The sequence below is a fragment of the Haemophilus parainfluenzae genome (assembly GCF_036288925.1).
In the GTDB taxonomy this organism is placed as follows: Bacteria; Pseudomonadota; Gammaproteobacteria; order Enterobacterales; family Pasteurellaceae; genus Haemophilus_D.
The window spans coordinates 2,118,436-2,139,710 of record NZ_CP127167.1 but is presented as its reverse complement, the minus strand read 5'-3'; the positions used below and the strand labels follow the sequence as shown (position 1 = coordinate 2,139,710).

General features: G+C 40.6%; 18 protein-coding genes. 9 read left to right on the top strand and 9 right to left on the bottom strand.

Annotation, left to right across the window (positions count from 1 at the left end; genetic code table 11):
• The first annotated feature begins 30 nt into the window (after window positions 1–30).
• Window positions 31–531: a PTS glucose transporter subunit IIA gene (crr, locus tag QQS40_RS10740; protein WP_049355414.1), complete on the top strand. Its 501-nt coding sequence runs from the start codon at window positions 31–33 to the stop codon at window positions 529–531.
• Between the two features lie 72 nt (window positions 532–603).
• Window positions 604–1,809 (top strand): mannose-6-phosphate isomerase, class I, encoded by a 1,206-nt coding sequence (manA, locus tag QQS40_RS10735; protein ID WP_289902473.1) that lies wholly within the window; start codon window positions 604–606, stop codon window positions 1,807–1,809.
• Between the two features lie 332 nt (window positions 1,810–2,141).
• Here the strand turns inward: manA and QQS40_RS10730 are convergent, their stop codons facing one another.
• From QQS40_RS10730 to QQS40_RS10705, 6 genes are all read right to left on the bottom strand, one after another.
• Window positions 2,142–3,581, bottom strand: coding sequence for an anion permease (locus tag QQS40_RS10730; protein WP_289902472.1), 1,440 nt, complete (start codon window positions 3,579–3,581; stop codon window positions 2,142–2,144).
• 1 nt (window position 3,582) lies between these two features.
• Window positions 3,583–4,980, bottom strand: coding sequence for a triphosphoribosyl-dephospho-CoA synthase CitG (gene citG / locus QQS40_RS10725; protein WP_289902471.1), 1,398 nt, complete (start codon window positions 4,978–4,980; stop codon window positions 3,583–3,585).
• A gap of 97 nt (window positions 4,981–5,077) precedes the next feature.
• Complete coding sequence (gene citF / locus QQS40_RS10720; RefSeq protein ID WP_329505255.1) at window positions 5,078–6,580, bottom strand: citrate lyase subunit alpha; 1,503 nt, start codon at window positions 6,578–6,580, stop codon at window positions 5,078–5,080.
• Between the two features lie 12 nt (window positions 6,581–6,592).
• Window positions 6,593–7,468, bottom strand: coding sequence for a citrate (pro-3S)-lyase subunit beta (gene citE, locus QQS40_RS10715; RefSeq protein ID WP_329505253.1), 876 nt, complete (start codon window positions 7,466–7,468; stop codon window positions 6,593–6,595).
• Complete coding sequence (gene citD, locus QQS40_RS10710; protein WP_128787066.1) at window positions 7,465–7,752, bottom strand: citrate lyase acyl carrier protein; 288 nt, start codon at window positions 7,750–7,752, stop codon at window positions 7,465–7,467. Before citD ends, citE begins: the two co-directional genes overlap by 4 nt.
• Window positions 7,753–7,960: 208 nt before the next feature.
• On the bottom strand, window positions 7,961–8,224 hold the full coding sequence (locus QQS40_RS10705; RefSeq protein WP_005695639.1) for a GrxA family glutaredoxin: 264 nt from the start codon (window positions 8,222–8,224) through the stop codon (window positions 7,961–7,963).
• A gap of 130 nt (window positions 8,225–8,354) precedes the next feature.
• On the opposite strand from QQS40_RS10705, the gene QQS40_RS10700 reads away from it, so the two are divergent.
• A complete protein-coding gene (locus tag QQS40_RS10700) occupies window positions 8,355–9,254 on the top strand; it encodes a RimK family alpha-L-glutamate ligase (RefSeq protein ID WP_289902468.1) in 900 nt (299 codons plus the stop codon).
• Between the two features lie 38 nt (window positions 9,255–9,292).
• Here the strand turns inward: QQS40_RS10700 and QQS40_RS10695 are convergent, their stop codons facing one another.
• A complete protein-coding gene (locus QQS40_RS10695) occupies window positions 9,293–9,895 on the bottom strand; it encodes a chalcone isomerase family protein (RefSeq protein ID WP_054418949.1) in 603 nt (200 codons plus the stop codon).
• Window positions 9,896–10,006: 111 nt separating this feature from the next.
• Window positions 10,007–11,401, bottom strand: coding sequence for a class II fumarate hydratase (fumC, locus tag QQS40_RS10690; protein ID WP_289902467.1), 1,395 nt, complete (start codon window positions 11,399–11,401; stop codon window positions 10,007–10,009).
• Window positions 11,402–11,639: 238 nt separating this feature from the next.
• On the opposite strand from fumC, the gene QQS40_RS10685 reads away from it, so the two are divergent.
• From QQS40_RS10685 to valS, 4 genes are all read left to right on the top strand, one after another.
• Window positions 11,640–12,071 carry a DNA polymerase III subunit chi gene (locus QQS40_RS10685; protein ID WP_049364362.1) on the top strand — a complete coding sequence of 144 codons (432 nt, stop codon included), beginning with the start codon at window positions 11,640–11,642 and terminating at the stop codon, window positions 12,069–12,071.
• 73 nt (window positions 12,072–12,144) lie between these two features.
• A complete protein-coding gene (gene yqfB, locus QQS40_RS10680; protein ID WP_289902466.1) occupies window positions 12,145–12,471 on the top strand; it encodes a N(4)-acetylcytidine aminohydrolase in 327 nt (108 codons plus the stop codon).
• Window positions 12,461–12,973 carry a hypothetical protein gene (locus tag QQS40_RS10675; protein ID WP_289902465.1) on the top strand — a complete coding sequence of 171 codons (513 nt, stop codon included), beginning with the start codon at window positions 12,461–12,463 and terminating at the stop codon, window positions 12,971–12,973. Before yqfB ends, QQS40_RS10675 begins: the two co-directional genes overlap by 11 nt.
• Before the next feature lie 89 nt (window positions 12,974–13,062).
• The gene (gene valS / locus QQS40_RS10670; protein ID WP_297569310.1) at window positions 13,063–15,927 is read left to right on the top strand and encodes a valine--tRNA ligase; all 2,865 of its coding nucleotides are present in this window, start codon (window positions 13,063–13,065) and stop codon (window positions 15,925–15,927) included.
• Between the two features lie 82 nt (window positions 15,928–16,009).
• Here the strand turns inward: valS and ydiJ are convergent, their stop codons facing one another.
• Window positions 16,010–19,087 carry a D-2-hydroxyglutarate dehydrogenase YdiJ gene (gene ydiJ, locus QQS40_RS10665; protein WP_329505245.1) on the bottom strand — a complete coding sequence of 1,026 codons (3,078 nt, stop codon included), beginning with the start codon at window positions 19,085–19,087 and terminating at the stop codon, window positions 16,010–16,012.
• A gap of 400 nt (window positions 19,088–19,487) precedes the next feature.
• Here ydiJ and ompA point away from each other — a divergent pair, with 400 nt between their 5' ends.
• On the top strand, window positions 19,488–20,585 hold the full coding sequence (gene ompA / locus QQS40_RS10660; RefSeq protein WP_329505243.1) for a porin OmpA: 1,098 nt from the start codon (window positions 19,488–19,490) through the stop codon (window positions 20,583–20,585).
• Window positions 20,586–20,687: 102 nt separating this feature from the next.
• On the top strand, window positions 20,688–21,269 hold the full coding sequence (locus QQS40_RS10655; protein WP_049355394.1) for a LemA family protein: 582 nt from the start codon (window positions 20,688–20,690) through the stop codon (window positions 21,267–21,269).
• The last annotated feature ends 6 nt before the right edge of the window (window positions 21,270–21,275 follow it).

Here is a 21,275-nt window from a genome sequence, read left to right as displayed (position 1 = left end):
TCAGCCATCTTTAATAGATAGGAGATTAAAATGGGCTTATTTGACAAATTATTTGGTTCAAAAGAAAATAAAGCTGTGGAAGTGGAAATTTATGCGCCACTTTCTGGTGAGATTGTGAATATCGAAGATGTACCAGATGTTGTTTTCTCTGAAAAAATCGTGGGTGATGGTATCGCAATTCGCCCAACAGGTGACAAAATTGTGGCGCCTGTTGATGGTGTTATTGGTAAAATTTTTGAAACCAACCATGCATTTTCAATGGAATCAAAAGAGGGAGTTGAATTATTTGTTCACTTTGGTATTGATACTGTTGAATTAAAAGGTGAAGGATTCACTCGTATTGCACAAGAAGGGCAAAGCGTGAAACGCGGCGACACAGTAATCGAATTTGATTTAGCAACATTAGAATCAAAAGCGAAATCAGTTTTAACACCAGTGGTTATCTCTAACATGGATGAAATTTCATGCATTGAGAAAAAATCGGGTGAGGTGATTGCTGGAGAATCTATTGTTCTAACTTTAAAGAAATAAGATTCACTGATTAAAAGATCCGCTTTAAATGAGCGGATTTTTTTATACTTATTCTTTTTGAGGAAGGCAAAAATGATTTATCGATTAACTGGCCAAGTACAGCATTATGCATGGGGCGGAAAAAACTATATTGCATCATTGATTGGATTAAATTCAGAGCAAGATCAACCTTGTGCTGAGTGGTGGCTAGGTGCGCATCCATCTGCGCCTTCCGTGATTGAGAATGTAAGTAACCAAGAATCTCTTATTGAATTTTTATCGCAAAATCCAACCGCACTTGGGCAAGCAAGCCGCCAGCAATTTGGTGATGAACTCCCTTATTTGTTAAAGATTTTAGATGTTGAAAAGCCGTTATCGATTCAATTGCATCCAACTAAAGCGCAAGCTGAAAAGGGCTTTGAGGCTGAAAATGCAAAAGGCGTGGCCTTAACAGACAGCACGCGGACTTATAAAGATAGAAATCATAAACCAGAAATGATGATTGCCTTATCTGATTTCTGGCTTTTACATGGTTTTAAAACAAAAGCTCAAATCCTTGCGACATTAAATGCGCGACCCCCTTTGCAACCTTTGACTGAAAAACTTGACACACAAAGCCTTGCTGAATTTTATGCAGATGTTATGTTGGCGGATCAATCAACGCTCGCAAATTGGCTATTACCTATTATTGAAGCTAACCAACAGCCTTATAGAAATGGCGAGTTGGCGCTAGATAACCCGGATTATTGGGTGCTTTATACCATGGAAGCCATGGCGATTTCGCCTGAAAAATTAGATGCCGGCCTGGTGTGTTTTTATCTCTTTAATATCGTGTATTTGAAAGAAGGAGAGGGCATTTTCCAAGATGCGGGTATTCCTCATGCTTACCTTCGCGGACAAAATGTGGAGTTAATGGCCTGTTCTGACAATGTGATTCGTGGTGGCTTAACACCAAAATATGTCGATATTGTCGAATTATTAAAAATTGTGGATTGTCGCGAAGTAACACCTCAAATTATCTCAGCGGCACCTCAAAATCAGTCAGAATTTACTTATAAAACGCCAGTAAACGATTTTGCTTTAGCTCAAATTCGTGTTGAACCACAACAACATACTGAATTAAATCTTCAAAGTGCAGGCATTTTATTGGTGATGCAAGGCGAGCTAAAAATACAAGAAAAATCAACCGCACTTACCTTGAAACAAGGTGAGTCAGCATTTATTACAGCGGATTCTAATGTTGAAATAATGAGTGAAAAAGGCGGTTATGCTTTCTTGGCAAAATTGCCAGAAAATTAATGTAATGAGTATCACGATTTGTGAGCTCATCGTTAGATTAACCATCAATATAATAACGAGAATTATCCTTTTCCATTTGATCCACTTTATGCGCCCATTGAAAATGCTTTTAGCATGTATCATCGGATCTTTAATGTCGAAATTTTCTGTGAATACTTGCATGTGATGGAGAATTTTTGCGTAGACATAGAAGATTATTTCCACGCTATGGAATGATACTCATTGGTTTGCTGTGAGTTACGATCGTACAATGAGCTGTACTTATGATTGCAGTTTAACCGAGCAGGAAAGTGCGGTTGAAATAAGGATCTAGCCGCACTTTTGAATTTATATTATAACCAACCTAAGCTAATTAATAATTTCCACCATGCCATACCGATAGTTAAGTGGATAATTAAGCTACCAAATGCAATGATTGCGCCAGCGATCCACCAAGATTTAATGTCATTATAGCCCGCTCCAAATGCAATTGGTCCAGGACCACCGCCATAGTGTGTTACAGAACCACCGTAAGCGTTGGCAAAAACTAAGCCTAGTGCAAGTAACTCAGCAGGTGCTCCCGCAACATGCCCAACAGTTGCAAATACAGGTACCATTGCTGCTACGTATGCACCGCCTGAAGCAAATAAATAACGTACTGCAACGCTTAAAGTCAGAATCACGATGAGAGCCATCATGCCATGTCCTTCAAATTGAAGAGTGGTACTTAATGTGTTAGCCAACCATTTAAAGAATCCGGCTTTTTCCAGTAAACCCGACATACCAATGATACCACCATACCAGACTAAGGTGTTCCATGCCCCTTTACTTTTTAGAATATCATCCCACGTTACAATACTTAACATAATGCAAAGAACCATTACGATAATGGCTACGATAGTCGCATTCACATGAAGCGTATCAGAGAAGATCCAACCGAATAAGGCAATGACAAACAACACGCTAAGTGCTTTTTCACGGAAAGACATTGGCCCTAATTCTTCTAAACCTTTTTTTGCAATAGCTTTATTATCGACTTCTTTTAATTCAGGTGGAGAGACCCAGTAACAAATTAATGGGATTAAGAATAAGCAAATTAAACCAGGCACAGAGGCGGCTAAGAACCATTTAATCCAGGTAGTTTCAAACCCCAAAATTGGAGCCATTAATGAAAGTGCGAGAGCATTAGGCGCCATTGCGGTTAAGAAAATGTAGGACGTGGTTTTTACCACCATATATACGTTCATCATCAAATAACGACCAGCCTTCTTCGGGCTTTTTTCAGGATCTGAACCAAGTGCTACCGCCACACTGTTAATGATTGGAAATATGATACCGCCTGAACGCGCTGTATTAGATGGCGTTGCAGGTGAAAGCAGTAAATCCAAGAACATGGTTACATAACCAAGTCGTAGGGTCGTGCTACCCATGGCGCCAATCATGTGATAGGCAATTCGTTTGCCTAATCCAGTAATTACAAATGCTGAGCTTAAGGTAAAAGCCGTAAAGATAAGCCATGTTGTGCCTGATTTATAACCATCCAACATATTCCCTACTTTGACTAATTCTTTTGCGCCTTCAGTATTACCTATAATGATACCTGAAACAGCAATTGCTGCGAGTAAAATTACTGGTTCTCCGTAAGGCTTTATTACAAGCCCGACAATAGTAGCAATGTAAACTCCGAGTAAACGCCAAGCAATCAGAGAAAGCCCCTCTGGAGCAGGCAATAAGAAGGTGATCAAAGGGATAACCGCTAAGATCGCCAATTTTGCATTTTTTGATAATGCCATATTAATTACCTCTAAATGATAAAAAGAAAATTGCCAGTGCTAGTAAATCAGCACTACCACCTGAACTTAAATTTAGTTCAATACAGGCGATGTCAAATTTCATTAATGCTTGTATCAGTATATTTTTATCTAATACAATTTTATGATCTGCAAGCAGATCTCGAGCTGTGTGTTGTATAAAATTTAACCCATCCAAACCGCCACGGTGAACCACGTTAGTGTCAGGATTGGTCGCCATTAAATGCAACAACAGAATCAGTAAACGATGTTCTTCATCCAATTGATGAAACTCATCAAATTGAGGTAACAACGTTCGAATAAGATTAAAACCACTTTCCGCTTCACCACGAGCGCCGGTTAAACCGTATTTTCTGAATAAGCGTACGCCGGCTGTGACTGGAAAATGCTCGGGATAATGTTTGAGTTCATCTGTTAAACCCTGAGCAAATTGAGCAACAAGTGAGCAGATTGAGTTTATATCAAACTTTACTGAACTTTGAATTACATTTTGTTGAGCTAATAAACGCCCCATTGCAGTACACACCAAGCCGAAGGAAAAAATGGCTCCCTTATGGGTGTTAATGCCATTTGTTGCTTCAAACATTGCCTTTTCTGCTGATAGACCAATTGGACGAATCTCTGCTAAGATTTGTTTTTCAGGCAAATGGGCGGTGGTCATGCCTTTGAGTACGAATTGCGTAAAAAAAGGGCGTAAACTTACCGCACTTTGCTCAAAGGTATGCAGGTTCATGTCTTTGTGCGAACCGTTGTTGATGGTATCCACCAACCCCGGTTTCGGCGACAAGCGTGCTTCTTGCACCAATGCTGAATAAGCCTGCCCACCGATATATTCCGCGATATAATGGCGTTGGGCGCGGGATTGCATTTCTGCCACAATTTCATCAACGGCGTGTTTACGAGTTCTGGCACAGATTTTCGCTTCATTGCCACACACTAGGCAGGCTCTTGGCTGAATATCAAAATCTGCACGGCTCAGCAGATTACCTTTCGCATCGAACACATCCAAATCCCATAAACGGGCAAGGGGTATGCTTTCCTCCAATTCGATCGTTGCCGCTTTCAGCGCACGACCATCAATCGGCAACACAAAAAACGCCTCATGCCCCGTTGCTAACGGACGAATAATTTCCTTTGTGGGCGTGATGTTCAACTGCATAAAAAGTGCGGTCAGATTTTCCAATGTTTTTGTAAAGACATAATCCAACAGGGCATTTTTCTTCACCCCGCCCACCGCTGTTAGGGTGACGCAAAGCAAGGTTTGCCCATATTGGGTTAACAGCTGTTGCTGTAAACTTGCTCGTTCCTCACGCGCCGTTAAAAGCTGTTCTAGAGAAATCTCTGTTCCATCGGTGGAAAAATGATTTAGGGAAATTGTCATATTGCGCTAAAAACGTGTTTAAAAATGACCGCACTTTTGTGGATGCTATAAATCGCCTCTTTATTAAGGAGGGTTAAGGAGGCGATTTTTTGTAGCATTATTCTTTGACTTGATACACCGTATCAATTACCGTTCCGTCACGATAACGAACAACGGCGACCGGTTTATCGGTAAACTCAATTTCTTTTGGTTTGCCGGTTAAACTGTAAGCGCGTTCGCAAAGTTGTTCGATGGTAAATAACGGGATGCCGGCATCAGATAAGGCATTGATTAAATCTGGACGTTTCGGATTAACGGCAACACCGTGGTCGGTCACTAAGATGTCGATGTTTTCACCCGGCGTTACGCAGGTAATCACGTTTTCCACTACCGTTGGAATACGACCACGAACTAATGGCGCCACGATAATGGCCACTTGTGCGGAAGACGCCGTATCGCAGTGACCGCCGGATGCACCGCGAATTACGCCGTCGGAGCCAGTTAATACGTTCACGTTAAATTTTGTGTCGATCTCCAAGGCGGAAAGAATCACTACGTCTAAACGCTCAACGGAGGCGCCTTTGGAGCTGTAGTTGGCATATTGGTTAGCGGATACTTCAATGTGATTTGGGTTACGTGCAAGGGATTCGGCGGCAACCGCATCAAAACTTTGCACATCGATGAGTTTTTTGATTAAGCCTTTTTCGTGTAAATCTACCATGCTGGCAGTGATACCACCGAGAGCAAAGTCAGCTTTAATGCCGTCACGTACCATTTTTTCTTCCAAGAATCGGGTTACCGCCAAGGAAGCACCGCCGGTACCAGTTTGTAAGGAAAAGCCGTCTTTAAAATAACCGCTGGCGAAAATTACTTCGGCACATTTGCGGGCAATTAATAATTCGCGTGGGTTGGAGGTCATACGGGTAGCGCCGCCACCGATTTTTTTCGGATCACCGACAGCATCCACTTGCACAATGAGATCCACTTGATCTTGGCCGATACTGATCGGGTGGTGCGGATAATCGGCGAATTCCTCGGTAAGCAATACGACTTTGTCGGCGTATTCGGCATCTACGCGGGCATAACCTAAAGAGCCACACTTGCTTTTGCCGCTAAAGCCATTAGCGTTACCGAATTTGTCACAGCAAGGCACACCTAAAAAGGCGACGTCGATTTTCAGTTCGCCAGATTTGACCAAATGTACGCGGCCGCCGTGGGAGTGAATGTTTACCGGCTCGTCCAATAAACCACGGGAAATTTGTTCGGCGAGCTCACCGCGTAAACCGGAAGAATAGATTTTGGTTACGACGCTGTTTTTGATATGGTTGATAATCGGGTGGTGGCTGTCGATTAAGGATGAAGAGGCGAGGGTCAGATTCTTAAAGCCCATTTCGGCAATTTTATCCATCACCATATTAACGATGAAATCACCAGCGCGGAAGGCGTGGTGGAAAGATACGGTCATGCCGTCTTTTAAGCCGGAGCGTTTAATTGCTTCTTCCAAAGAGGCACAAAGTTTGCGGTCTTTCGCCGTACGGGCAAGGGATTCGGCTTTTGGAACTGCTTGATACACCGGACGATTGGCATTGAATTTGGCAATGCGTTGTTCTCTTGTTGTCATCTTTTTTCTCCCTTACTCTTCACGAATGCCTGATTTCGCACGTTCTAACACGAGTTTTGCACGATCAATAATCGGCGCATCAATCATTTTTCCGTTTAAGGAAACGACGCCGGAACCTTGTTTTTCCGCTTCTTCAGCTGCTTCAATAATACGTTTGGCCTGCTCCACATTTTTTTGTGTCGGTGCAAACAAGTTGTGCAGGAGTTCGATTTGACGCGGGTTGATTAAGGATTTGCCATCAAAGCCTAACTGTTTAATTAATGCCGCTTCTTTTAAGAAACCTTCTTCATTGTTGGCATTGGAATACACGGTATCAAAGGCTTGAATACCGGCGGCGCGCGCTGCTTGTAAAATCGAACAGCGGGCAAAGAGCAATTCGATGCCTTCCGGCGAACGTTCGGTTTTAAGATTGCGCACATAGTCTTCCGCACCAAGAGCGATACCGATTAAACGCTTGGAGGCGGTGGCGATTTGGTTTGCTTGAGTGATACCTAATGGCGATTCGATGGCCGCTAACATTTTGGTCGAACCTACTTCGCGACCGCAGGCTTTCTCAATGTCGGTAATTGCGTTATCCATATCAACCACATCTTGTGCAGTTTCGGTTTTCGGCATCCGCACCACATCAACACCGGCGCGCACTACGGCATTTAAATCCAATAAACCGAATTCGGAATCCAACGGATTAACCCGCACCACAGTTTCGATTTCTTGATAAAGCGGGTGTTGAAGTGCGTGTGCGACTAATAAGCGGGCAGAATCTTTTTCTTTGAGGGCGACTGCGTCTTCTAAGTCAAACATGATGGAATCTGGTTTATAAATAAAACTATTGCTCAACATCGCAGCGTTTGAGCCTGGTACAAACAGCATACTTCTTCTTAATTTCATAGCACGGCCTCCCAGTTAACGGTTTCATCGCTTGCACGTAATGCGGCGGCTTTTACGCGCGCCTGTAATACGCAGTCTAATGCGCCTTTGTCTTCTATGATAATTAGCGCTTCTGTGACGTTGAGTTGAGCGAGTGTATTTTTGACCGTTTGTTCAATGGCTTCACTGAATTGCTTTCCGACAGAGCTATTGATTTCAATAGATAACGTGTGAGCAGGTTCAATACGAATTAAAGCATCGCTAGACTCAAGTGTTCCAGCGACAGCGGCTTTGGTTATCTTCATAATGATTTCCCTTTAGTAATAAAAAATAAGTAAAATAAGGTGCATTCTAAAGGGTTTTTTATTCAATGGCTAATTATAAAGAGTGATATTAAATGGGTTTTGTGATGCAGATCAAAAATAAGATAAAAAGAAAAAGTACGGCTTGTGTAGAAAAACGTCTTTTGATGTTTTTTTTACACAAGCCGTACTTTAATATGAATAGAATAAATTAAGCCACAACGTTAAATTGTTCTTTCATTAATGCTTCGAAATCAGTGCAACCGCCGATTGGTTTTTCATCGATAAAGATTTGTGGCACAGTTTCCACTTCTTTACCGACAGATTTTGATAAATCTGCTTTAGAAATGCCTTCAGCGATAATATCTACATAGCGATAATCGAAATCCGCCACTTCACCTTTTAATTTTTCAGCAAGGTTTTTTGCACGTACACAATAAGGGCAGCCTGGACGACCAAAAATAACTACGAACATAAAATTTTCCTTTTATTTAAACAAAATTCCTAACGATTTTACTCTATTTCCACAAAAGCAGAAATCATTTTTCAGGATTATTGTGATTGGTGTAATATATCAACTCCTCTTTTCCTAAGGATATAACTGAATGAAATTATTGATGCTTTGCCGTGAGCCTCGCCTTTATAGCTGCCAGCGTTTAAAAGAAGCAGCAGAAAGTTGTGGGCATCAAATGGATATTTTGGATCCTAATCGTTGCATTTTAAAACTCGACAAGAATCAACCGCACTTTTCGTTGTATTATCAACAAAATGCAGAAAGTGAACTTTATTTATTGCCTGATTATGATGCTGTGTTACCACGTTTTGGGACGACAAGCACTCAAATGGGCTGTGCGGTATTGCGACATTTCCAAGGAAAAGGCGTCTATTGCCTTAATGAAGAACAAGCATTTTTAGCCGCTCGCGATAAATGGCGCAGTTTGCAGATGTTATTAGAGCAAAGTATTGCAGTACCAAATTCAGTCTTATCAGGTTGTGAAGTTGAGCCGAAACAAGCCATTAAGCAAACAACCGCGCCAATGATTATTAAAACCTTAAAAGGCTCACAAGGTATTGGGGTGATCTTGGCGGAACGTCCACAAAGTGCGGTCAGTATTTTAGAAACGTTAAAAGATGCGAATGTGCCTGTCTTGTTACAAGATTTTATAGAAGAGGCAAAAGGAACAGATATTCGCTGCTTTGTGATCGGTGATAAAGTCGTCGCCACAATGCAGCGTATTGGACAAGATGGCGAGTTTCGTGCAAATTTTCATCGTGGAGGCACTGCAGAAAAAGTTAAACTCACAGAAGAGGAAAAATCCATCGCCATCCGTGCAACTAAAGCCTTAGGACTTGCGGTAGCCGGTGTTGATTTGATTCGCTCAAAAGAAGGGGTATTGGTGCTGGAAGTAAATGCTAGTCCAGGATTAGAAATGATTGAGAAGACCAGTGGCATTGATATTGCATTGCAGATGATCTTGTTTTTAGAACAGCAAGTGAAACAATAAAGGAAAAGGGCGAACCATATCATGTTCGCCCTTGTTGTTTATCCTTTTGCGTCTTGTTTAAAATCGTAATTTGGTGGTAATTCCGGCATCGTATTTTCTTCATCAAAAGGCTCGCTTGCAGGTTGATGTTGAAATTCTTTGCTATCGTGAGCCGGTTTTTCTTTACCTAATAATTGCGGTTGTAATTTGATAAAACTACTTTTATCTGAAAGCCACACATCAATAAATGCTTGTGTAAACTTTTGATCGAATTCGTGATCTAACACCGTGTCATTTAATACAAAATAGCCTTTATCGGCTAAGGCAACAAAATTTAAGATGTCGTTTGGTGAAAAATCAGGGAAGATTTCCTGCATTTTTTTGAGCCATGCCGTGGTGTCATCTTTACTTAAATTTTGTGATTCCATTTCTTTGGTTAAAGCAATGGCGAAGTTTTTTCCTTCTACTGGTTTTTCATATTTAATCGAAAACATTAACGGACGTTCATTTTTTTCATAGGAACCCGTTTCAGAATATAAGCCGACAGTATAAACATGGAATGGCCCCCATGTGTATTCAGCATTGCCGACAGGTTGCCATTGGGCAAAAAGTGCGGTGGAAAATAAGGCTGAAATGGCAGCAATAATAAATTTCAGTTTCATAGTTTTTTTCATATCAAAAATATTGCCGTGATTATAACAAAAAAGCCCTCTAAAAAAACACAAATAAAAAGGCAGGAATACCTGCCTTTGACATCAAATTATTGGGGGAGTTTACTTTAAGCTACCCACCATATCTTCTGGACGAACCCATTTGTCGAAATCTTCGGCTGAAACTAAGCCTAAGTTAATCGCTTCTTCACGTAAGGTTGTACCATTTTTGTGTGCAGTTTTTGCAATTTTTGCTGCATTTTCGTAACCGATGTGTGTATTAAGTGCAGTCACTAACATCAATGAATTTTCCAATTGCTGTTTAATGCGTGGGTAGTTTGGTTGAATACCGGTTGCACAGTGTTCGTCAAATGATACGCAAGCATCACCCAATAATTGTGCAGATTGTAAGAAATTCGCCACCATTACAGGGTTAAATACGTTTAATTGGAAGTGACCTTGTGAGCCAACGAACGCGATAGTGGTATCATTACCGAATACTTGTGCACACACCATGGTTAATGCTTCACATTGAGTTGGGTTCACTTTACCTGGCATGATTGAAGAACCTGGTTCATTTTCAGGAATTAAGATTTCACCGATACCAGAACGCGGGCCTGATGCTAATAAACGAATGTCGTTTGCAATTTTGAATAAGCTCATCGCTAATTGTCTAATTGCACCGTGAGTTTCCACAATCGCATCGTGTGCGGCTAACGCTTCAAATTTATTTTCTGCAGTTACAAATGGTAAGCCAGTGAATTTTGCAATGTAATCCGCTACTTTCACATCATAGCCTTTTGGTGTGTTCAAACCGGTACCCACAGCAGTACCACCAAGCGCTAATTGGCTTAAGTGTGGAAGGGTGTTTCTTAGTGCGCGTAAACCGAAATCTAATTGTGCGGCGTATGCAGAGAACTCTTGACCTAATGTCAATGGGGTGGCATCCATTAAGTGAGTACGGCCAATTTTTACCACATCTTTAAATTCTGCTGATTTTTGTGCGAACGTTTTTTGTAGACGTTCCACACAAGGAATGGTGTGTTCAACCACTTTTTTATATGCGGCAATGTGCATTGCAGTTGGGAAGGTATCGTTTGAAGATTGGGATTTGTTCACATCATCATTTGGATGGATGAATGATTTTTCACCTAATTTACCGCCATGTAAAACGTGAGCACGGTTTGCTACCACTTCGTTCACGTTCATGTTTGATTGTGTACCTGAACCAGTTTGCCAAATGACTAATGGGAATTGGTCGTCTAATTTCCCTGCCAGGATTTCATCACAGGCGGTTGCGATTAAATCACGTTTCTCTGCAGGTAATACACCTAAATCACAGTTTGCGAAAGCAGCGGCTTTTTTCAAATAACCAAACGCTTCAATAATTTCGTGCGGCATAGAGGCAGCCGGACCAATTTTGAAGTTGTTACGGGAACGTTCGGTTTGTGCTGCCCAGTATTTATCTGCAGGAACTTGAACTTCGCCCATAGTGTCTTTTTCAATACGAAATGCCATGTGATACTCCTATCATCGAAAATAAAAATAAATCTTCGAAATTCTAACACCTACGAGTTATGAATGGAATGTAACATAAAGGTTAAAAGTTACTTTTGTGATGTAGATCATAAAAGTGCGGTAAAAAATTTCCGTGTTTTTTCTATTTACGTTAATCACTTTGTTGATGATTTATTTTTTAGTGCTTTTTTGATAAAATCCGCCAGTTTACAAAACGATAAATGGGGAAGTCACAATCATGGCAAAAAACGCACAATTTTATCTCTTAAATCCAGAAAAGAAGATAACCGTTGAGCAACTTGCCTGTGATCTTGCCGCTCAAGCGTGGCGTTTAGGCAAGCGAGTTTTAATCGCGTGCGAAACAGAAGAGCAAGCATTTTTAATTGATGAAGCATTATGGCAACGGGATCCGAATGAGTTTGTTCCTCATAATCTTTCAGGCGAAGCAACACAATATGCACCGCCAATTGAGATTAGTTGGAAAGGCAAACGCAATGCCCAACGTCGTGACTTGCTGATCAATTTGCAAATGGAAGTGCCGGATTTTAGTCACAGCTTTACACAATTAATTGATTTTGTACCGGTAGAAGAAACGCAAAAAGCTCAAGCGCGTGAACGTTATAAACAACTGAGACAGTTAGGCTGGACGTTGAGCACGGAGCAGGTATAACGATATAAAAAACACCCCTCTTTGCCAAAGAGAGGGATGGTTACAAAAAACACTTAAAAATTGACCGCACTTTATGAACGATATTACCTTTTATCAACGCTTTGAAGCCGATATTCTCGCTGGGCGTAAAACCATCACGATTCGAGATAAATCCGAAAGCCATTTTAAAGCAGGTGATATTTTACGTGTGGGGCGCTTTGAAGATAATCAATATTTCTGCACGATTGAAGTGTTAAGTGTATCGCCGATTACTCTTGATGAACTGACGGAACAGCATGCGAAGCAGGAGAATATGAGTTTGGCGGAATTGAAACAGGTGATTCGGAGGATTTATCCGATTGAAGAACTGTTTTATGTTATTAGATTTAAAATAAACAAGGGGATTATTAATGAGTTTTGAGAATAACATTAGTCATAATCCTATTAAATGGCTTTTAGGTTCTGTAGTCGCGACAGCTATGACAGTCAGTACAGGAATGTTTTTTCTTATGCAATATATAAACTCTACAAATAATGAGACCTTAAAGAATAGAATTGAGCATTTTTCTCAGATGGAAATAGAGAAAGAAAGTGTTATCAATAAATTAAATAGTGAGAATCAAATTCTTAAAAGTGCCATAGAAAATAAAAAAATAGTCCTAGATGAAATTAATAAGAAATATAACTTACTAGAAAGTGATTATGAAAGATTAAAGAATGAAAAGACTAAACTGATCAAAAATGCACCTTCAAAAAATAGTTCTATCCTGACTAGAATAAAAGAATTGGAAAGTCAAAAGAAAAAATGTAGTGCATGGGTTTATCCTTCAAGTATATCTGAGCAAGAAAAAATAGATTCTTGCAACCAATATAATTTAGATATAGATAAACAAATAAATGATTTTTATAAGTCCTTACAATAATTAGTAATGTAGTAATGTAGGGTGGGCTTTAGCCCACCATTTCAATTTAAACGGTGGGCTAAAGCCCACCCTACAAAAAGAGAATAACAATGACACAAAAATTCGAAATGGCAGACCGTTTTAATCCGTCTGCGGTAGAACAAGCCCTTTATCAACATTGGGAAGAGAGCGGTTATTTTAAACCGTCTGAAAATGAAAACGCGCCGAGCTATTGCATTGCGATTCCGCCTCCGAACGTAACGGGTTCTCTACACATGGGGCATGCTTTCCAACAAACCTTAATGGATACCTTAATCCGTTTTAACCGTATGGAAGGGCATAACACCTTATGGCAAGCGGGAACAGATCACGCGGGTATTGCAACTCAAATGGTGGTGGAGCGTAAAATTGCCGCAGAAGAAGGCAAAACCCGCCACGATTATGGCCGTGAAGCGTTCATCAACAAAATTTGGGATTGGAAAGCCTATTCAGGTGGCACAATCAGCCAACAAATGCGTCGTTTAGGGAACTCAATTGACTGGGAACGTGAACGCTTCACCATGGACGATGGTTTATCCAATGCGGTAAAAGAAGTATTTGTTCGTTTGCATGAAGAAGGTTTGATTTACCGAGGCAAACGTTTAGTAAACTGGGATCCAAAACTTCACACCGCGATTTCTGATTTAGAAGTGGAAAACAAAGAGAGCAAAGGTTCGCTTTGGCATTTCCGTTATCCGTTAGCCAATGGTGCAAAAACAGCAGACGGTAAAGATTATTTAGTGGTGGCAACCACGCGTCCGGAAACCATGTTGGGCGATACTGCGGTAGCGGTGCATCCTGAAGATGAACGTTATCAATCTTTAATCGGTAAAACGGTCGTTCTGCCACTGGCTAACCGTGAAATTCCGATTATTGCCGATGAATACGTCGATCGTGAATTCGGTACAGGCGTGGTAAAAATCACCCCTGCGCATGACTTCAACGACTACGAAGTGGGTAAACGTCACAGCTTGCCGATGGTTAATGTGTTAACCTTAAACGCAGATATTCGTGATGAAGCGGAAATTATTGGCACAGACGGCAAACCACTTGCTGGCTATGAAGCGACGATTCCTGCGGATTACCGTGGCTTAGAGCGTTTCGCTGCACGTAAGAAAATTGTGGCAGATTTTGAAGCGCTGGGTTTATTAGACGAAATTAAACCACACGATCTTAAAGTGCCTTATGGTGACCGTGGTGGTGTGCCAATCGAGCCGATGCTAACCGACCAATGGTATGTGAGCGTGAAACCGCTTGCCGATGTGGCGATTAAAGCGGTGGAAGATGGCGAAATCCAATTCGTGCCGAAACAATATGAAAACCTTTACTTCTCTTGGATGCGTGATATTCAAGATTGGTGTATCTCTCGCCAACTTTGGTGGGGACACCGTATTCCTGCGTGGTATGACGCGGAAGGCAATGTTTATGTTGCGCGTAACGAAGAAGAAGTGCGGTCAAAATATAACTTAGATTCTACGGTTGAACTTAAACAAGATGAAGACGTATTAGACACGTGGTTCTCATCAGGCTTATGGACGTTCTCTACCTTAGGTTGGCCAGAGCAAACTAAAGAGCTCAAAATGTTCCACCCGACCGATGTGTTAATCACAGGCTTCGACATCATCTTCTTCTGGGTTGCGCGTATGATTATGTTTACGATGCACTTCGTGAAAGATGAAAATGGCAAACCACAAGTGCCATTCAAAACGGTGTACGTAACAGGCTTGATTCGTGATGAACAAGGCCAAAAAATGTCGAAATCGAAAGGTAACGTACTTGATCCAATCGATATGATTGACGGTATCAGCCTTGACGATTTACTTGAAAAACGTACTGGCAACATGATGCAGCCGCAATTAGCAGAGAAAATTGCTAAAGCAACGCGCAAAGAATTTGCTGAAGGTATTGCGGCTCACGGTACAGATGCATTGCGTTTCACATTAGCGGCATTGGCTTCAAATGGTCGTGACATCAACTGGGATATGAAACGTTTAGAAGGCTACCGCAACTTCTGTAACAAATTATGGAATGCAAGCCGTTTCGTCTTAACGAATGAAAAATTAGATTTAAGCGAAGGCGAGATCGAATTCTCATTAGCGGATCGTTGGATTCAATCAGAATTCAATCGCACAGTCGAAACTTTCCGTAACTCATTAAGCCAATACCGCTTCGACCTTTGTGCCAATGCAATTTATGAATTTACCTGGAACCAATTCTGCGACTGGTATTTAGAATTGACTAAACCAGTATTTGCAAATGGCAATGCAGCACAAATCCGTGCGGCAAGCCAAACCTTGGTTCACGTGTTAGAAAAATTATTACGTTTAGCACATCCGCTGATTCCATTTATTACCGAAGAAATTTGGCAAAAAGTGAAAGGATTCGTCGATATTACTGCTGACAGCATTATGTTACAACCTTTCCCACAAGTGGAAGAAAACGGCTTTGATCCAGAGGCGGAAGCTGAAATTGAGTGGTTAAAAGAAGTGATCGTTGCGGTACGTAATATTCGTGCAGAAAGCAACATCGCACCAAGTAAAGGCTTAGATCTGTTATTCCGTAATTTAAGCGTAGAAAACGCAAAAATTCTTGAAAAACAGACCGCTCTTTTAAAAGCCATGGCGAAATTAAATAACGTTCAAGTATTAGCCGCAAACGAAACCGCACCACTTGCGGTAGCGAAACTCGTTGGCAATGCTGAATTACTTGTACCAATGGCTGGCTTTATCAATAAAGAAGCAGAGCTTGCCCGTTTAGCTAAAGAGATTGAAAAATATCAAAACGAAGTTAAACGTATCGAAAACAAACTCAGCAACGAAGCCTTCGTCGCCAAAGCCCCGGAAGCGGTTATCGGCAAAGAACGCGAAAAACAAGCGGAATACCAATCTGGATTAGAAAAAATCCAAGAGCAGTATAAAGCGATTGAAGCGTTGTAGTCTTTAAATAAAAAAAGCGGCTAGATTTAAAATCTGGCCGCTTTTTATTTTCTTAAATATTGTGGTAAGTAGAAAATCTATTCTAGTTATTCAATACTTCAAGCAATGCTTGCACAGGATGTTTCAAGATGGCTTTTTCATATCGCTTTACTTGGCTACGGCAGGAATAGCCGGTCGCGAGACAATGATTCGGATCTTTACCTTGTAATTTTTTGCCCCATGATACGTCGTAAATATCTTTCGACATGGTTTGATTTTGAACCTCATGACCAAATATGCCCGCCATACCACAGCAGCCGACTTTTTCTACCTTCAAGGTTTGTCCAAATTGCGCAAAAATATGCTGCCATTCTTTGGGACTGTTTGGCATAAAGGTGGATTCAGTACAATGAGGGAATAAATGCCACTCAAAAGTGTGGTCAGATTTTGCGATATTTTTCACCGCACTTTGTAATGCGTTACTTTCTAATTGATTGGTCAGCCATTCATGTGCTGTGAGTACATGGAAATCACCGCGAGAATCACCTAAAGCCTCTTTATATTCATCACGATAAGAAAGCACAATAGCTGGATCTACGCCGACCAAAGGCACATTTAATTTGGCGACGCGATTTAAAAACTCCGCTTGTGTTTTAGCGGTTTTACTAAAGCGAGCTAAAAAACCTTTAATGTGCATGGCTTTGCCATTGGGTTTAAAAGGTAGAAGGATTGGATCGAATCCTAATTTTTGCGTGAGAGCCACGAAATCCCGTACCACTTTGGCATCGTAATAAGAGGTATAGGGGTCTTGTACGATAAAGAGCATATTGGTTTTTTCGACAGCACTGAGACCTTCCAATTCTTCTAATTTTTTGCCTTGGTAGCCAATTTCAACTAATTGCTGTTGAAGGTTTGGCTCTGAAAGGAGAGGCAAATCGGTCATACCCAGTGTTTTTTCAACCAAGCTTTGAGTAATTTTCAGTTTGGTGAAATAATTGAATAATGCCGGTTTTTTCGCCATATAAGGTGCTGCAACTTCTAAATTTGCCACAAGATGATCTTTAGCTGGGCGTAAATAACGACGGTGGTAGAAATGGAAAAATTTCGCACGAAAACTGGGTACATCAATTTTAATCGGGCATTGGCTTGCACAGGCTTTACAAGCCAGACAAGTATCCATTGCCGCTTTTACTTCATGTGAGAAGTCATATTCTCCACGCCATTTCTGCACGCTATTGCGGAAACGTTCCACAAGTGCGGTCAATTTGACTTGTGTTTTATGAAAATCTAATTGATCAGGAGAGACGTTTTCATTGGCCATTAATCGCAACCATTCACGCACCATCGCGGCTCGTCCTTTTGGCGAGAATACGCGATTTTTACTCACTTTCATGGAAGGGCACATAATGCTGTGCTCATCAAAGTTAAAGCAAAGCCCGTTGCCGTTACAGTTCATCGCGCCTTTGAATTCGTCTCGCATCTGAATTGGGATTTGGCGATCATTGTCCGCACGCATTGGCGAGAGAATGGAATAGAGTTCTGTATCGTTATTAAGTGGCGTACAGATTTTACCTGGATTGAGACGATTGTTTGGGTCAAATAAGAATTTCACATAACGCAATTCTTGCCAAAGTTCAGGTGTAAAGAATTTCTCGCCATAATGAGAACGTACACCTTTACCGTGTTCCCCCCATAGCAAACCGCCGTATTTCACGGTGAGTTCTGCCACTTCATCTGAAATTAGTTTAAAGAGTTTGACTTGTTCTTTATCGCATAAGTCTAAAGCGGGGCGAACGTGTAATACACCGGCATCCACATGACCAAACATCCCATATTGCAGATTATGACTATCTAATAAAGCTCTAAATTCCGCAATGTAATCCGCAAGATGTTCTGGTGGCACACAGGTATCTTCCACAAAAGGAATGGGTTTGGCAGCGCCTTTCGCATTCCCCAATAGCCCCACCGCTTTTTTACGCATAGCGTAAATACGTTCAATAGAAGGTAAGTCAGAACAAAGTTGATAGCCGATAATATGATCTTTGCCTTGTGCAATTTTTTCATCTAATTGCTGACAAAGTGCGGTCACTTGGCTGTCGATTTTAGCTTGATTGTTGCCCGCATATTCTACAATGTTTAAACCCAGAATTGGATTTTGTTCTTCTTCTGTTAAAAGTTCTTTCACTGAATGCCAAATAATATCTTGCTTAGCAAGGTTCAGCACTTTGGAATCGACAGTTTCAACTGAAAGGGCATTGGCTTTCACCATAAAAGGGGCATTGCGAAGTGCGGCATCAAATGAGCTGTACTTCACATTAATTAAGGTACGATATTTAGGAATCGGCAATAAATTGAGTTTAGCTTCGCAGATAAACGCAAGTGAACCTTCTGATCCTGTTAGAATTCGGCTGAGGTTAAATTCACTTTCATCTTTATTAAAGACATTCTTAAGATCGTAACCGGTAAGAAAGCGATTGAGTTGTGGTAAATCTTGAATGATTGAGGCGCGCTTCTCTTTACAACGTTGGAAAATTGTTTGATGTAGCGTTTTTCCATTTTCTGCAAGCGGGTAATTTTCTAAAACATCGTCAGATTTGACCGCACTTGTATCTAATATTTCACCATTCATCAAAACAGAACGTAATGCTAAAACGTGATCAGAAGTTTTACCGTATTGTAATGAGCCTTGACCAGATGCATCGGTATTAATCATGCCACCGAGAGTTGCTCGATTACTGGTAGAGAGCTCTGGCGCAAAGAATAAGCCGTGAGGTTTTAAAAATTGATTGAGTTGGTCTTTTACAACACCTGCTTGCACACGAACCCAACGTTCTTCTATATTAAGCTCTAAAATGCCTGTCATGTGGCGAGAGAGATCCACAATAATATTGTTATTAATAGATTGCCCATTTGTGCCCGTGCCACCGCCGCGAGGTGTAAAGGTTAAGTGAAGGTATTTCTCTTTATTGGCTAATTTGGTGATGCGTACTACATCAGCAACAGATTTAGGGAACAAAATAGCCTGTGGAAGCTGTTGATAGACGCTGTTATCCGTAGCAAGACTTAAACGGTCAGCATAATTTGAGGCAATATCACCTTCAAAATGCTGTTTTTGGAGTTCGCTAAGATAATCGCTTACTACATGATTAAGTTGAGGTACATTAGAAAGACGGGGCAACATAAAATCACTCACCTATATAATATAAAGAAGAAAGTGAATTTGATGATATATGAAGCTCAAAAAAAAGTCGATTTTAATAGCTGTTTTTTGTTAAAATTAGAGATGGGTTACGAATCATCCTGTTTTTTTGTGAATAGATGTTCATTTTATTAACTATCTGTTCATAAAATAACCAGAAAGGCAAAAAAAGTTTGATCTTTAATGTTTTTATAGGATAATAGACTTACTTTTGAACGTTCCTTTGGCTATGGCAAAGGAATTGAATTTGTCAAAAGGATAAGTTAGGGCAAATTCAAAACCCTAGTTAAGCAAATGTTTAGAGTGTTTCTTTTTCGTAAAGTTCACAATAAACAAGGAAACTTTTATTATTAATAACGATGACTAAATAGAGGACATCAAAATGAAAAAAACTGCAATCGCATTAGTCGTTGCTGGTTTAGCAGCAGCCTCAGTAGCTCAAGCAGCTCCTCAAGAAAATACTTTCTATGTAGGTGCTAAAGCAGGTCAAGCATCTTTCCACGATGGTATCAAATCAAACACTGAAGCTACTAACCCAAGCAGCTTAAACTTTGGTGAAGGTTATCTTCGTAACACTTTAACTTACGGTGTATTCGGTGGTTACCAAATTTTAAATCGTGATAACTTCGGTTTAGCAGCAGAAGTTGGTTACGACGATTTCGGTCGTGTTAAATTCCGTGATGCAGGTGAAACCTCATTCAAACACACTAACCATGGTGCTCACTTAGGTTTAAAAGGTAGCTATAATGTTGGTGGTTTAGTATCAGCTTTAGACGGTTTAGATGTGTATGGTCGTGCAGCTGCAGCATTAGTTCGTTCTGACTATAAAGAATATGCAGCTGAAGGTGGTAAATCTTTCAAAGAGCACAGCTTACGTGTTTCTCCGTTATTTGCTGCGGGTGTTGAATATGCATTACCTTCATTACCTGAGTTAGCATTACGTTTAGAATACCAATGGTTAGCTCGCGTAGGTAAATTACGTAATTACAATGGTGTTGAAGGTCAAGCACTTGATTACAACCCATGGATCGGTTCTATCAACGCTGGCGTATCTTACCGTTTCGGTCAAGGTGCTGCTCCAGTTGTTGCACCTGAAGTGGTAAGCAAAACTTTCAGCTTAAACAATGATGTGACTTTCGCATTCGGTAAAGCTAACTTAAAACCTCAAGCACAAGCTGTATTAGAAGGTATCTACGGTGAAATCGCACAAGTTAAAAGTGCTAAAGTAGCTGTTGCAGGTTATACTGACCGTATCGGTTCTGAACAATTTAACTTGAAACTTTCTCAAAAACGTGCAGACTCTGTTGCTAACTACTTAGTAGCTCGTGGTCTTCCAGCACAAGACATCTCAGCAACTGGTTATGGTAAAGTTAACCCAGTTACAGGTGCAACTTGTGATGCGGTTAAAGGTCGTAAAGCACTTATCGCTTGTTTAGCACCAGACCGTCGTGTTGAAATCGCAGTTAACGGTACTAAATAATTTTATTTAGTTATCCATTAACGGATTAACATTAGAAGACCTAAACTTCGGTTTAGGTCTTTTCTTATATAAATTAAACCTATAAATTGAAGGAATTTTTGAATGAAAAAGTGGATTATCTTGATTATTATCGCGGTTGCTGTAGGTTTAGGCTTAATGTCTAGCTACAATGGCTTAGTTAAAGCAGAAACTGAAATCGATTCTGTTTGGGCAAATGTTGAATCATCTTATCAACGTCGTGCAGATTTAATTCCAAACTTAGTGAATACAGTGAAAGGTCAAGCTAACTTTGAACAACAAACATTAACTAATGTAATCGAAGCTCGTGCGAAAGCGACACAAACTAAAATTGACCCGTCTAATTTAACGGAAGAACAATTAAACGAATTCCAACAAAACCAAAATCAAGTGGGTTCAGCATTATCTCGTTTACTTGTTTCGGTAGAACAATACCCCCAATTAAAAGCTCATGAAGGCTTTATGAATTTACAATCTCAACTTGAAGGGACAGAAAATCGTATCAATGTCGCTCGTAATAAATTCAATGAAGCCGCGCGTATTTATAATGAAAAAGTACGTCAATTCCCAACAAAATTAGCGGCAATGATTTTTGGTTTTAAAGCAAAACCTTATTTTAAATCAGCTGCTGGCTCAGAAAATGCACCAACTGTAAACTTTAACTAAGGTTTA